The sequence below is a fragment of the Streptomyces luteosporeus genome (assembly GCF_039532865.1).
Lineage (GTDB): Bacteria > Actinomycetota > Actinomycetes > Streptomycetales > Streptomycetaceae > Streptomyces > Streptomyces luteosporeus.
Window position 1 is genome coordinate 79,561 of record NZ_BAAASL010000005.1, and the last position, 12,737, is coordinate 92,297.

Here is a 12,737-nt window from a genome sequence, read left to right on the forward strand (position 1 = left end):
GCGAGGGCGGTGCCCGGGGCGGTCCGGTCAGGCGCGTCGTACGGCGACCGGGAACTCCTTGAGTCCGGCAATGCTCGGATTCCGGTAATAGCGCAGCGGGGCGTCGGTGCGTTCCATGGAGGTGAATCGCCGCAGGAGCCCGGTGAGGGCGGTGGCGATCTCCAGACGGGCCAGTGGTGCGCCGAGACAGTAGTGAATTCCCTGGCCGAATCCGAGGTGCTGGTTGGGTGTGCGGTGGATGTCGAAGCGGTCGGGGTCGGTGAACCGGCGTTCGTCGTGGTTGGCGGAGAGCAGGGAGAGGGAGACGAACTGGCGGGCGGGAATGGTGACGCCGCTCAGCGTGGTCTCGCGGGTGGTCAGGCGCAGGCTGGTGAGAACCGCGGGGCGGTGGCGGGCGGCTTCCTCGACGGCGGCGGGGACGAGGGCCGGGTCGGCGCGCACCTCGGCGAGTGCGGTGGGGTGTTCCAGCAGGGACTGCACCAGGCTGCCGAGGGAGCAGGCGGTGGTGACGTGGCCGCCGACGAGGAGGAGTTTGCCGAGGTTGACGACTTCGTCCTCGGTGAGGGTGCGGCCCTCGACCTCGGCGGTGGCGAGCCGGCTGAAGAGGTCGTCGCGCGGGTGCGCGCGGCGTCTGCGGTAGTGCTCGCGCAGGTAGGCGATCAGTTCGGCGCCGGCGGCGTCGATGGCCTTGACGAGGTCCTCGCCCTGCAGGTCGCCGGCCTCGAAGGAGAGCAGGCCGTCGGCCCAGCCGCGGAAGAGCGCGTGGTCCTGGGACGGCAGGCCGATGAGGTCGGCGATGACGGTGACGGGCAGGGGGTCGGCGAGGTCGCGGGCGAGGTCGATCTCGTCGCGGTCGGCGACGGCGTCGAGGAGGCCGGTGACGGTGCGCTCGATGCCGGGGGCCAGGGCGGCGACGGTGCGGGCGGTGAAGGCCTTGCCGATGAGGGTGCGCAGCAGGCGGTGGCGGGGCGGGTCCATTTCCGTGAGCCGACCCTGGCTCCAGGCGTCGCCCTTGCCCCATTCCTCGGGGTAGGCGCGCCACAGTTCGGCGGAGAAGGTGCTCCAGTCGGAGCCGGCGGCGGCGACGTCCTCGTACCGCAGGACGGACCAGGCGCCGGTGGCGGGGTCCTGGTGGACGGGGTGCCGGTCGCGCAGGGTGCGCAGCCGGGCGAGCAGGGAGGTGCCGCCGTCGAGCGCGTAGGACGGCAAGGGTTCCGTGGTAGTTCCGGTGTTGCCGGTGTTTCCGTGATCAGGTTGCACGAGGGTCCCCTCTGCACATGACGACGGGCCATCCGTGACGGTCCGGGTCGCCGGCAGCGCGTCTTTTCGCGGTGGGCGGTGGAACCGGCCGTGGGCATGCGGAATCGAGCCTCGATCAGTCGTCGCCGGGTGTCAAGTCCCGTACTGCTGACGCATCCTGAGGCGAAAAGGAGGCGGAATTTTTCCTTGAATGCCAGGGCAGTCACGGCACTGCTTCGGTGCTAACGTCCGGTGCCATGACCGCTTTCGAGAACCGTTCATTCCGATTCGGTGTCGCCCTGGTCTCCCCCGCTGCGCGAGGCGAATGGGCCGCGAAAGCACGCAAGGCCGAGGACCTCGGCTTCGACGTCGTGGCGGTGCCCGATCACCTGGGCGCGCCGGCCCCGTTTCCCGCCCTGGTGGCGGCGGCCGAGGCGACGCGGCACGTGCGCGTGGCCTCGTTCGTCCTCAACGCCGCCTTCCACAACCCGGCGTTGCTCGCCCGCGAGGTGGCCACGACGGACCTGCTGACCGACGGCCGGCTGGAGGTCGGCCTGTCGGCCGGGGCGATCCGGGAGGGCACGGTCCCGGGCCGGGTGCCGTTCCCGCCGGCGCGGGAGCGGGTGGATCAGCTGGAGGGCACGGTACGGGAGCTGCGCCGGCTGTTCGCCGATCCGCAGTTCGGCCCGCGTCCGGTGCAGCAGGGCGGTCCGCCGCTGCTGGTGGCGGGCAACGGGGACCGGGTGCTGCGGCTGGCGGCGGAGCACGCGGACGTCATCGGGTTCACCGGCATCGTGCAGCGGCGCGAGGGCAATCCGCAGCTGGCGAGCCCGGAGCAGCTGGCGGCGCGGGTGGACTTCGTCCGCGGGCACCTGGGGCAGCGGGCGGCGGCGGTGGAGCTGAACCTGCTGGTGCAGCAGGTGGTGCTGACCGAGGACCGGCGGGCGGCGGCCGAGGAGTGGTCGAGGCATCCGCTGGCGCACTTCAGCCCGGAGCAGTTGCTGGCGTCGCCGAGCTGGCTGCTGGGGACGGCGGAGGAGATCGCCGGGCAGTTGGTGGAGCACCGCAAGCGGTTCGGGTTCAGTTACATCGTGGTGCTGGAGCCGTGGATGGAGGCGTTCGCCTCGGTGATCGAGCGGCTCCGGTAGGGGCCGGGGCCCGGCCGTCACTGCGTGCCGCGGTCGCCGTCCTCCAGGGCGGTGATCGCGGCACGGATGCGTTCCAGGGCCTCGTCGCGCAACTCCATGGCGTGGCGGTAGTAGTCCGCCTGCCGTTCGGGGTGGCGGAGCATGGCGTCGCGTACGGTCGTCAGGCCCGCGGGCTCGACGGGCGGCAGGTGGGGGAAGCCGGGTCCGTCGACGCCGTTGAGCAGGTCGAGGGTGCGCCAGGCGAAGAAGTAGAAGGCGTCGGTGTAGACCGCGGCCCAGTCCCAGGCGTCCAGGAAGCGTTTGTGGCCGGCGGGTTCGTCGCCCCAGGAGGCGGGGTCGAGGGCGTCGACGACCTTGGCGAGGAGCATGTCCAGCTGGCCGAACCGGGTGTGGATCTCGGCGACGGCGCCGGCGTCGGGGTCCTGGCCCGCGGCCGTGCCGGTCAGGAGCACCGAGTAGCGCATCCACGCTTCGACGACGGGCTCATACATCCGCCCGAGTATGGCAGGTGCCGGCCCGCTATTCGAGGGCCCCGCTAGTCGAGGGCGTAGCGGGCGGCGGGGTCGGTGTGGCGCAGTTCGGGCGAGAGGTAGACCTTCAGGCGGGGCCGTAGCCGGCCGGGGCGCCAGGCGATGTAGTTGTGGATGCCGCGGGCGCCGTCCAGGGGCCGGGCGGCGGCCTCGCGCAGGACGCGGTCGTACAGTTCGGCGCTCCGTCCGGTGGTGGCCAGGACCTGGTGGAAGCGCTGCCGGACGGCTTCGTCGTGCGGGGCGTAGGTCCACATCGGCAGGTAGAGGGTGGCGGCGACGGCGGGGCCGCCGGTGCCGGTGAAGGTCAGGCAGGTGGCGGGGGCCTGTTCGGCGAGGCTGTCGCGCCCGTCGGTGAGGGTGGTGCAGAAGTCGGCGACGGGGTCGGCGGAGAAGCCGGGGTAGGGCTCCATGAGCGTGGCCATGTATTTGGTGTCGGCCTCGTAGTGGCGGAAGTAGACCTTGACGCGGGCGGCGGCGCCGGGGGCGAGGTCGAGGGAGAACAGGAAGGGCCGGTCGCGGCGCTCGTCGCGCTGGACGTGGGCGGCGACGGTGGGGTGCGCGGCGCCCAGGCCGAGGCGGTCCAGTGCCCGGGTGCACCGTTCGAGGGGGTGGTCGGCGGCGAGGTAGAACCAGACCTTGAACCGCACGGGCCGGCCGCGGGTGACCTCGGCCCCGTACATGGCGAGGTGGTCGGTGGCGGGGTCGGTGGCGGGGTCGGCGGGCAGGAAGAGGTCGGCGACGGCCGTGTGGCGGTCGGCGCAGGCGCCGTGGTGGCGGGCCAGGGCGGCCATGGTGTGCCGGGCGGCGGCCGCGCGGTCGGCGGGGGTGCCGCCGGGGGCGAGGGGTTCGACGGCGAACTGCAGGGAGGGGTGGGTGTCGTCGAAGCCGACGGCGAACTCCAGGGGGGAGCCGTCGGAGGAGACGTCGGACTCGCCGAGTCCGGTGACGGTCGCGGTGCCCCAGGATCCGGTCATCGCCCGCAGGGCGGCGGTGCAGCTCGCGGCCCGGTCCGTCAGGCCGAGCGCGCGCAACAGCCTCACCAGGCGGGCCGTGCAGACGGCCCGGGCCGTTGGTGAGCGGTCCACGTGTCCTCCCCCTCTTCGGTGCGCCGCCGGTCGTGGGCGCGCGCGTCGGTCAGTGCTCCAGGGCGACGGGCAGTGCGGCCAGGCCGCGCAGGGTGCCGTTGGGGCGTACGACGGGTGCTCCGGCCGGGCGCCAGGTGCCGCGGCGCAGCAGGGCGGCGAGGACGATGCGGGCCTCCAGGCGGGCGAGGCCGAGGCCGAGGCAGGAGTGGGAGCCGCGGCCGAAGCCGAGGTGCGGGTTGGGGGTGCGGTCGAGCCGCAGGGTGTCGGGGTCGGGGAACTGCTGCGGGTCGCGGTTGGCGGCGCCGATGAGGGCGGTGACGACCTGGCCCTTGCGGACGGTGCGGCCGCCGATGGCGGTGTCGGCGGTGCAGGCGCGGGCGAGGGCCTGGACGGGGCCGACGTGGCGGATGAGCTCCTCGACGGCGCTCTCCAGCGGGATGTCGCCGGCGCGCAGGGCCTGCCAGGCGCCGGGGGTGGCGAGCAGGGCGGCGACGGCGTTGCCGAGGAAGCGGCTGGGCACTTCGAAGCCGGCGTGGAAGAAGGCGCGCACGGAGTTGACGAGGACGTCGTCGGCGGCGACGCCGGAGCCGGGCAGGTGGGCGACGACGTGGGCCAGGACGCCGTCGGGGCCGGGGTCGGCGAGCCAGGAGCGTACGAGGTCGTTGAAGTGTGCGCGGGCCTGCCTGCCGGGTTCGGCGGCGTCGGGGTCGAGGCTCTCGTCCATGCTGTGGTCGAGGTCGTCGTTGCGGCGGGCGAACTCCTCGTCGGCGGCCGGGGGTTCGGTGCCCAGGAAGCGGGTGATGGCCGTGAGGGTGAAGGGGTCGGCGAAGTCGCGGACGAAGTCGAAGCTCCCGCGCGGGGTGAGGGTGGCGAGGAGGACGTCGGCGTGGGCGGCCAGTTCGGTGCCCAGGGCGTCGAGGTCCTGGGCGCGGACGGCGCCGAGGGCGAGGTGGCGCAGCGGGGTCTGGTCGGGCGGGTCGAGGGTCTGCAGGCTGAGCAGGGTGTCGGGGGTGGGGATGCCGATGCGGCGGAAGTCGGCGGTGAACAGGTCGGTGTCGCGCAGGACGGTGGCGCAGTCGGCGTAGCGGGTGAGGATCCAGGAGTCGATCTGCTCGTGCCAGTGGACGGGGTCGCTCTCGCGCAGGGTGCGGTAGACGGGGTAGGGGTCGGCGAGCACCGCCGGGTCGAGGGGGTTGAACAGCGGGTCGGCCGTCTCAAGGCCGGGCGTCGTGGTCACGGCTGTCTCCGTCGTCTCGGTCGGTGGTGCCCACGGCGGCGGGTACGGGCACGGGTGCCGCCCGCCGGTGCGGGGGCGTGCCGCCGGTGGGGGCGGGGCAGCCGGCGGGTGGTTGCCGGCTGTCGGGGCGGGTGAAGCCGGGCAGGGGGGTGCCGTCGTCGTAGTAGCGGTGGAAGACGGGGGTGATGCCGCCGGAGAGCGGTGGCACGATCCACGACCAGTCGGCGGGGACCTGCCGGCCGGCCTTCTCCTCGCGGGTGAGGTGGCGCAGGAAGCGCTCGGATTCGGTGTGGTGGTCGCTGATGGTGACGCCGGCGCGCCGGAAGGACCACAGGACGGCGACGTTGAGTTCGACCAGGGCCCGGTCCTTCCAGAGGGTGTGGGGGGCGGTGGTGTCCAGGCCCATGCGGTCGGCGATCAGGGGCAGCAGGTCGTAGCGGTCGGCGTCGACGAGGTTGCGGGCGCCGATCTCGGTGCCCATGTACCAGCCGTTGAAGGGGGCGGCGGGGTAGCGGACGCCGCCGATGTCGAGGGTCATGTCGGAGATGACGGGCAGGGCGTGCCAGCGCAGGTGCAGGCCGGCGAACCAGGCGAGGTCGGGGTGGGCGAGGGGCACTTCGTGGACGGCGTCGGCGGGCAGGTCGTACAGCCGGGGCGGTCCGGTGGGGCCCTGGAGGATCAGGGGCAGGACGTCGAAGGGGGTGCCGTTCCCGCCGCTCCAGCCCAGGGCGCGGGCGTGGTCGGTCAGCAGGGTGTGGGCCCGGTCGCCGGTGACGTGCCCGTCGGGGTGGCGGTGGCCGGCGTAGCGGACGAGTTGGGGGTTGTGGATGCGCGGGCCGCTGCCGTCGGGGTGCTGGGGGGCGAAGACGGTGATGGTGGGCCTGATGCGGCCGCCGTTGTAGGCGGTGTGCAGGTGCTCGACGCAGGCCTGGTGCAGGGCGTCGGGGGTGCTCAGGTGCCGGCGGTCGCGGACGACCAGGCTGCGCCAGTACAGCCGGCCGATGCAGCGGTTGCTGTTGCGCCAGGCGACGCGGGCGCCGAAGGCGAGTTCGTGGGGGGTGTGGGCGTAGGTGCCGTGCCGGCCGATCTCGGCGCGGATCTGCCGCAGGCGGTCGGCCAGGGGGCGGCGGACGGTGTTCTCGGCGTGGAACAGCCGGAGGAATTCCTCGGCCTGTGCCTCGGTGTCCGAATTCCCGTTGCCGGCCGGCCTGGTCATGCGGATCGACCCCCAGGAGAGGAGCCGTGGCCCGGCACGATCGTGCCGGGCCACGGCGACGCATCATTTCTCGCGGAATCAGTGCAGGTAGCGCATGGCGGTTCACCTCCTCCGCCTCGTCCGCGTTCATGCCGGACGCTTCGCGCCGTGGAAAGACCGTCGGACCGCCCGGCGCCGCACAAATCTAGGACCGGCCTTTCCGGGGTGTCAAAGAAGGTTTCTGAACACCGCGACCGCACCGCGGGCATTGTTTTACGGTGAAGAATTCCCGGCCCCGGAAAGGTGGTTCAGAGAGTGACGGGCAGGGCCGTCAGGTGCCAGCTGCCGGGGTTGGGCAGGCGCGGTACGTCCTGCGGGGGCACGGCGAGGGCGAGGCCGGGGTGGCGGCGCAGCAGGGCGGTGAGGGCGACCTCGGCCTCCAGCAGGGCCAGGGAGCCGCCGATGCAGTAGTGCGGGCCGTAGCCGAAGCCGTAGTGGACGGCCGTTCCGGCGGGGCGGGTGACATCGAGGCGGTCGGGGTCGGCGAAGGCCCTGGGGTCGCGGTTGGCGCTGGCGATGACGGCGACGACGGAGTCACCCTTGGCCACCGGCACGCCGCACAGGTCGGTGTCCTCGCGGGCGTAGCGGATGGCGGTGAGCAGCAGCGGGGGGCGCCAGCGCATGAGTTCCTCGACGGCGCGCGGCATCAGGTGGGGGTCGGCGCGCACGGCGGCGAGCTGGTCGGGGTGGGAGAGCAGGCCCACGACGGAGTTGGCGATGAAGTTGGCGAGGTTGTCCTGGCCGGCGAGGACGGTGTGCCAGACCATCGTGATCATCTCGGTGTCGGTGATCCGGTCGGGGTCCTCGGCCTGGGCGCGCAGCAGGTCGGAGACGAGGTCGTCGCCGGGTTCCTTGCGGCGCAGTGCGATGACGGCGCGGGCGCCGTCGACGACGGCGCGCAGGGCGGCGTCGTAGCGGGCGCCGCCGGCGCCGATCTCGGCGATGTGCTCGCGCCAGCGGGGGCGTTCGTCCTCGGGGATGCCGACGACGGCGCCGACGACGGCGGTGGGCAGCGGGCGGGCGTAGTGCTGCAGCAGATCGACGGTGCCGTTCGCGGCGTGGCCGGGCAGGTCGTCCAGGAGGCGGTCGGTGATGCGCTCGACCAGCGCTCTGCGCTCGGCGGCGCGGCGGGTGCCGAAGGCGGGCAGGGCCAGCCGGCGCAGCCGGGTGTGCTCGGGGCCGTCCATGTGGGACATGGTCAGCATGTAGGGCCGGATGTCGTCGGGTATGCGCTGGTTCCAGCTGTCGGCGGTCATGGCGAACCGGGGGTCGTTCAGGAGCGCCTTGGCGTCGTGGTGGCGGGTGACCGCCCAGATGCCGCCGAAGCCGGGCGCCACGAGCCGCACCACCGGGGATTCCTCCCGGGCTCGTCCGTAGGCGGCGACGGGATCGCGCAGCACCTCGGCGTCGGTCATGGAGATTTCCGGGATTCCGCTCCCGGCTGGTGCGCTGTGCAGCACGGCATTCCCCCATCGATGTCCGGCCCGTGGGCCGGTGCCTCTCGGTCGGGTGGTGCGGATTTCCGTTCGCCCGACGAGGCTATCCGGCCCGTGAACGGGCAGCAATGTTCGGGGGAATGCCGTGCGCCCGCTGCGCGGGTTTATCAGCTCTTGCGGTAGCGCAGGAGGCTGAGCGGCACGAAGACCAGGAGCAGGACGGCGCAGGAAATCAGGGCGGGGCCGAGTTCGCCGGGGTGGTCGCCGTTCATCAGCTGGCGTGCGGCGGTGACGACGAATCCGACGGGATTGATGTCCACGAATGCCTTGAGCCAGCCGGGCATGGTGCCGGGGCTGACGAAGATGTTGCTGGCGAAGGTGAGCAGGGACAGGATCAGCATGCCGAGGGCGGAGACGCCCTGGGGGGTGCGCAGGGCCAGGCCCAGCAGGGTCCAGATCCACGAGACGCAGAAGCCGAAGAGCACCACGAGCAGGATGCCGGCGACGACGCCCGTGAATCCGCCGTGCGGCCGGAAGCCCAGGGCCAGTCCGACGGCCACCACGACCACGGAGGAGATCAGGTAGCGCGCGACGTCGCCGAGGAGGGCGCCGGTGAGCGGGGAGGGCCGCCAGATCGGCAGGGACTTGAAGCGGTCGAAGATGCCCTGCTGCAGGTCGGTGGTCAGGGCGACGCCGGTCTGGGTGGAGATGAACAGCACGCCCTGGACGAGCACGCCCGGCAGCAGGAACTGCAGGTAGTCCCCGGTGCTGCCGCCGAGTGCCCCGCCGAAGAGGTAGGTGAAGATCAGGGTGAACATCACCGGGGTGATGGTGGCGTTGAACATCTGCCCCGGCGACCGCTTGATCTTGGTCATGGCGCGCCAGCCCAGGGTGAGCGTGGAGGACAGCGCTCCGGGGCGGGCGGGGCGCACGTCCTCGCCGAGGACCTGGTCGAGCGTGTGCCGCGCCGGTGCGGGGTGAGCGGCCGTCGTCATCGGGGCTCCCTGTGTGCTTTTCCGTGCTTGCCGTTGCGGGGGGTGCCCGGCTGCTGCTGCGGGACCTCGGTCGTCGCGGGGCGCCCGGTGAGGGCGAGGAAGACCTCGTCGAGGCTGGGGCGGTCCATGGAGAAGTCCTCGACGTCGATGGACTGGGTCAGCACGCCGAGGGCCCGGGCGACGGTGTGCGGGTCGGCGCCGCGGGCGGAGATCTGGGTGGGGCCGCCGGGGCGGGCGGGCACGCCGAGGGCGGAGGTGAGGATGCGGGTGGCGTCCTCCAGGTCCTGCGGGTCGCGCAGTTCGACGCGCAGGGAGCCGTTGCCGGCGGATTTCTTCAGGTCCTCGGGGGCGCCTTCGGCGACCAGCTTGCCGTGGTCGATGACGGCGACGCGGTCGGCGAGGTGGTCGGCCTCCTCCAGGTACTGGGTGGTGAGCAGGACGGTGGTGCCGCGCTGGACGACGGCCCGGATGATCTCCCAGACCTGGTTGCGGCTGCGCGGGTCCAGTCCGGTGGTGGGCTCGTCGAGGAACATCAGCTCGGGGCGCACGACCAGGCCGGCGGCCACGTCGAGCCGGCGGCGCATGCCGCCGGAGTAGGTGCGGGCGGGGCGGTCGGCGGACTCGGCGAGGTCGAAGGCCTCCAGCAGGTCGCGGGCGCGGGCCCGGGCGGCCTGGGCGGAGTGGCCCAGCAGCCGGGCGAGCAGGAAGAGGTTCTCCTCGCCGCTGAGTTCGTTGTCGACGCTGGCGAACTGCCCGGTCAGGCTCACCCGGCGGCGCACGTCGTCGGCCTCGCGCACGACGTCGTGGCCGAAGACGCGGGCGGAGCCGGCGTCGGGGGCCAGCAGGGTGGCCAGGATCCGCAGCGTGGTGGTCTTGCCCGCGCCGTTGGGTCCCAGTACCCCGTAGACGGCGCCGGCGGGGACGGACAGGTCGAGCCCGTCGACGGCACGGGTCTTTCCGAAGGACTTGACCAGCCCGCTGGTCTCCACTGCAAGGTCGGTACGCACGGTCACCTTCGGGTTCGGTCGTCGTCGCGGCTGTCGTCCTTGCGGCCGAGGGAGCGGCCGCAGCGCTGCTGGGCGGCCTGGGCCGAGCGCAGGCCCAGGCCGAAGGCGATCTCGGCCCAGGTCATGCCCGCTTCCCGGGCGAGGAACATCAATCCCGCCTCCAGCGCGTCCAGTTCGGCGCGGGCGCGCGGCAGCAGGGTCAGGGCGGCCAGCAGGTCGGTGGTGTCCACCGCCGGCGCCCCGCCGGGCCCGGACCTGCCGCCCGCCAGGGCGCTGACCAGGGCCACGGCCTCCTGTGCGGTCGGGCCGGGACCCGCTGCGGGGTCCTGCCCGTCCTCGGCGAGGCCGCCGAAGCGCTCCCGTATGCGGGCCAGTGCCAGGTGTTCGCGCCGGGCCCGGGCCTGGTCCGGATCCTCGGGCCGGAACGGGGTGTTCGTCGATTCGCGGTTGTCCACGTCCGGCATCGTGGCGCCGCCAACATCGCGTTGTCAACGGGACGTTGAAAACGCGGAATTGAAGATACCGTTTCGAGTGACGCGCCCTCGCACGGTCAGGCGAGGGGCGTGCACAGGACCGGAAGCCGGGAGAGGAAGCGGAAGTTGACGTTCTCGATCCGTACCGGCTCCTCGGCCAGGCGCAGGTCCGCGGTACGCGCCAGCAGCCGGGCGACGGCGATCTCGGTCTCGGCGAGCGCCAGGGCCGCGCCCAGGCAGTAGTGGATGCCGTGGCCGAAGGACAGGTGGTCGCTCGCCCGGCGCGTCACGTCCAGCCGCTCGGGGTCGGTGTACCGGCGCGGGTCGTGGTTGCCCGCGCCCAGCACCAGCGCCACCGAGTCCCCCGCCGCGATGCGGTGGCCGGCCAGCTCGATGCCGGCCAGGGCGACCCGGCTGGTGAACTGCACCGAGCTGTCGTACCGCAGGAACTCGTGCGCGGCGTTCGCGGCCAGTTCCGGCTTGTCGCGCAGGAGGTGCAGCTGGTCGGGGTGGCGCAGCAGCGCCAGGACGGCGTTGCCGATCATGTGGGTGGTGGTGGCCTGCCCGGCGTCGATGAGCAGCAGGAAGTTGGCGAAGACCTCGTCGTCGGTGTACCGCCCGCCCTGCAGCTGATCGGCGATCAGGCGGCTGAACAGGTCCGTGCCGCTGCCGTCGTGGCGGGCCCGGGCCCCCTCGTCGAACAGCTCGCGCAGGGCCCGGATGCGCGGGACCTGCCGGGCGGACTGGGTGTAGAACTCGAACAGCAGGCCCTGCCAGTTCTCCAGCAGCGGCATGCCGTGCCCGGGCACGCCGGCCAGCCGTGCGACGACCTCCCGCGTCAGCGGCTCGGAGTAGTCGTGGATCACGTCCAGGCTGCCGCCGGTGAGCGCGCGGTCGAGCAGCTCGTCGGCCTTCTCCTCGATCAGCGGCCGCATGTCGTGGATGAAGCGGGGGGTCAGTCCGGGTTTGATCAGCCGGCGCAGCCGGGTGTGCTCGGGCGGCTCGTTGAAGAGCATCATGCGCGAGAGCACGTCCCTCAGCGCCGACATCTCCGACTTCGCCGAGGCCGGCAGCTGCTCGTAGAACGCCTCGATGCGGGCGCCGGTGAGCCGTTCGTCCCGGGAGAGGCGGGTGATCTCCTCGTGCCCCAGCACCAGCCAGCTGCGCATCCACCGGTCCCAGTGGACGGGGCCCTGCTCGCGCAGCGTCCGGTACAGCGGGTAGGGGTCGGTGCCCCACTCGGGGCCGAACAGGCTCAGCAGGCTCAGGGTGCGTGCCCGGCCGGGCACGTCATGTGCCCGGCCGGTCGGCGGCCTCGGCCGCGGCGGCGTCCATTGCGTCGACGAGGCTCTTGGGCCGCATGTCGGTCCAGTTCTTGTTGACGTATTCCAGGCAGTCCGCCCGGCTCGCCTCGCCGAACACCACGCGCCAGCCGCCGGGCACCTCCAGCGCATTCGGCCACAGGGAATGCTGGAGTTCGTCGTTGATCAGCACCACGTAGGACGCGTTCTCGTCCTCGAACGGATTGGCCATCGTCCCTCCCCATTGTCGTTTCCGGCATGACATTGTCACGGCCGCGGTACGGCGGCAAGGCGTTCAATCACCAGGCGCACAACGGCGTCCGCCTGCGCGGCGAGATAGAAATGCCCGCCGGGAAACACGTGCACGCCGCCGAACGCGGCCGTGGTGTGCGCCCGCCACCGCGCGGCGTCGTCGGGGCCGGTGGTGGGGTCCTCCCGGCCGACCAGCGCCGTGAGGGGGACGCCGGTGGCCGCGCCGGGCGCGCAGGCGTACGCGGCCAGGGCCCGGTAGTCGTCCCGCAGCGCGGGCAGGTTCATCCGCAGGGCCTCGTCGTCCGGGAGCATCCCCGCGTCCGTGCCGCCCAGGCGCCGCACTTCCGCGGCGATCTGCTCGTCGCTCCACGTGCCGCGCCGGGCCTCGGCGCGCGGGTGGGCGGGGGCCCGGCTGCCGGAGGCGAACAGGTGCAGCACGCCGCCCGGGTGGCGGCTCTCCAGCAGGCGCGCGGTCTCGAAGGCGACGAGCGCCCCCATGCTGTGCCCGAGGAAGGCGGTGGGGGCCGGCGGCAGCGCCGCCACGGCCTCGGCGGCGCCCCGCGCCAGGCCGTGCAGGTCGCCGACGGCCGCCTCCGAGCGGCGCCACTGCCGGCCCGGGTACTGCACGGCGACCACGTCCAGTTCCGGTGGTGCCGCGGCGGAGAGCGGGAAGACGGAACCTGCCGATCCGCCGGCGTGCGGAAAGCACACCAGGCGCAGGGGGCATGCGGCCGGTTCGCTGCGGAAGGACATCAACCAGCGGCTGTTTCCCCCCAGGT

The 12,737-nt window shown here is 73.1% G+C and carries 13 protein-coding genes; 1 reads left to right on the top strand and 12 read right to left on the bottom strand.

The window, feature by feature from the left end:
• Nucleotides 1–27: 27 nt before the first annotated feature.
• The gene (locus ABD361_RS07570; RefSeq protein ID WP_344434037.1) at nucleotides 28–1,209 is read right to left on the bottom strand and encodes a cytochrome P450; all 1,182 of its coding nucleotides are present in this window, start codon (nucleotides 1,207–1,209) and stop codon (nucleotides 28–30) included.
• 287 nt (nucleotides 1,210–1,496) lie between these two features.
• Between ABD361_RS07570 and ABD361_RS07575 the strand changes: the two genes are divergently transcribed.
• A complete protein-coding gene (locus ABD361_RS07575) occupies nucleotides 1,497–2,387 on the top strand; it encodes an LLM class F420-dependent oxidoreductase (RefSeq protein WP_344434039.1) in 891 nt (296 codons plus the stop codon).
• 17 nt (nucleotides 2,388–2,404) lie between these two features.
• Here ABD361_RS07575 and ABD361_RS07580 read toward each other — a convergent pair whose 3' ends face one another.
• The 11 genes from ABD361_RS07580 to ABD361_RS07630 all read right to left on the bottom strand — a co-directional run bounded on the left by ABD361_RS07580 (nucleotide 2,405) and on the right by ABD361_RS07630 (nucleotide 12,711).
• Complete coding sequence (locus tag ABD361_RS07580; protein ID WP_344434041.1) at nucleotides 2,405–2,878, bottom strand: hypothetical protein; 474 nt, start codon at nucleotides 2,876–2,878, stop codon at nucleotides 2,405–2,407.
• 44 nt (nucleotides 2,879–2,922) lie between these two features.
• Nucleotides 2,923–4,002, bottom strand: coding sequence for a tryptophan dimethylallyltransferase family protein (locus ABD361_RS07585; RefSeq protein ID WP_344434042.1), 1,080 nt, complete (start codon nucleotides 4,000–4,002; stop codon nucleotides 2,923–2,925).
• A gap of 49 nt (nucleotides 4,003–4,051) precedes the next feature.
• Nucleotides 4,052–5,239: a cytochrome P450 gene (locus ABD361_RS07590; RefSeq protein WP_344434043.1), complete on the bottom strand. Its 1,188-nt coding sequence runs from the start codon at nucleotides 5,237–5,239 to the stop codon at nucleotides 4,052–4,054.
• Nucleotides 5,217–6,455: a nitric oxide synthase oxygenase gene (locus ABD361_RS07595; RefSeq protein WP_344434044.1), complete on the bottom strand. Its 1,239-nt coding sequence runs from the start codon at nucleotides 6,453–6,455 to the stop codon at nucleotides 5,217–5,219. Before ABD361_RS07595 ends, ABD361_RS07590 begins: the two co-directional genes overlap by 23 nt.
• Before the next feature lie 287 nt (nucleotides 6,456–6,742).
• Nucleotides 6,743–7,909 (bottom strand): cytochrome P450 family protein, encoded by a 1,167-nt coding sequence (locus ABD361_RS07600; protein WP_344434045.1) that lies wholly within the window; start codon nucleotides 7,907–7,909, stop codon nucleotides 6,743–6,745.
• A 188-nt stretch (nucleotides 7,910–8,097) separates the two neighbouring features.
• Complete coding sequence (locus ABD361_RS07605) at nucleotides 8,098–8,925, bottom strand: ABC transporter permease (RefSeq protein ID WP_344434046.1); 828 nt, start codon at nucleotides 8,923–8,925, stop codon at nucleotides 8,098–8,100.
• Nucleotides 8,922–9,932 (bottom strand): ATP-binding cassette domain-containing protein, encoded by a 1,011-nt coding sequence (locus tag ABD361_RS07610; protein ID WP_344434047.1) that lies wholly within the window; start codon nucleotides 9,930–9,932, stop codon nucleotides 8,922–8,924. The genes ABD361_RS07605 and ABD361_RS07610 overlap by 4 nt, the downstream gene beginning before the upstream one ends.
• Nucleotides 9,933–9,934: 2 nt before the next feature.
• Nucleotides 9,935–10,387: a DNA-binding protein gene (locus ABD361_RS07615; protein WP_344434048.1), complete on the bottom strand. Its 453-nt coding sequence runs from the start codon at nucleotides 10,385–10,387 to the stop codon at nucleotides 9,935–9,937.
• A gap of 95 nt (nucleotides 10,388–10,482) precedes the next feature.
• Nucleotides 10,483–11,694, bottom strand: coding sequence for a cytochrome P450 (locus tag ABD361_RS07620; protein WP_344434049.1), 1,212 nt, complete (start codon nucleotides 11,692–11,694; stop codon nucleotides 10,483–10,485).
• Between the two features lies 1 nt (nucleotide 11,695).
• A complete protein-coding gene (locus tag ABD361_RS07625; protein WP_344434050.1) occupies nucleotides 11,696–11,938 on the bottom strand; it encodes an MbtH family protein in 243 nt (80 codons plus the stop codon).
• Between the two features lie 35 nt (nucleotides 11,939–11,973).
• Entirely contained in the window at nucleotides 11,974–12,711 is a 738-nt protein-coding gene (locus ABD361_RS07630; RefSeq protein ID WP_344434051.1) for a thioesterase II family protein, read from the bottom strand.
• Nucleotides 12,712–12,737: the final 26 nt, after the last annotated feature.

Excerpts from the sequence above, each read along its gene's own strand:
- ABD361_RS07575 (WP_344434039.1), top strand. The coding sequence starts at position 1,497 with ATGACCGCTTTCGAGAACCGTTCATTCCGATTCGGTGTCGCCCTGGTC.
- ABD361_RS07580 (WP_344434041.1), bottom strand. The coding sequence starts at position 2,878 with ATGTATGAGCCCGTCGTCGAAGCGTGGATGCGCTACTCGGTGCTCCTG.
- ABD361_RS07595 (WP_344434044.1), bottom strand. The coding sequence starts at position 6,455 with ATGACCAGGCCGGCCGGCAACGGGAATTCGGACACCGAGGCACAGGCC.
- ABD361_RS07600 (WP_344434045.1), bottom strand. The coding sequence starts at position 7,909 with ATGACCGACGCCGAGGTGCTGCGCGATCCCGTCGCCGCCTACGGACGA.
- ABD361_RS07605 (WP_344434046.1), bottom strand. The coding sequence starts at position 8,925 with ATGACGACGGCCGCTCACCCCGCACCGGCGCGGCACACGCTCGACCAG.
- ABD361_RS07625 (WP_344434050.1), bottom strand. The coding sequence starts at position 11,938 with ATGGCCAATCCGTTCGAGGACGAGAACGCGTCCTACGTGGTGCTGATC.
- ABD361_RS07630 (WP_344434051.1), bottom strand. The coding sequence starts at position 12,711 with ATGTCCTTCCGCAGCGAACCGGCCGCATGCCCCCTGCGCCTGGTGTGC.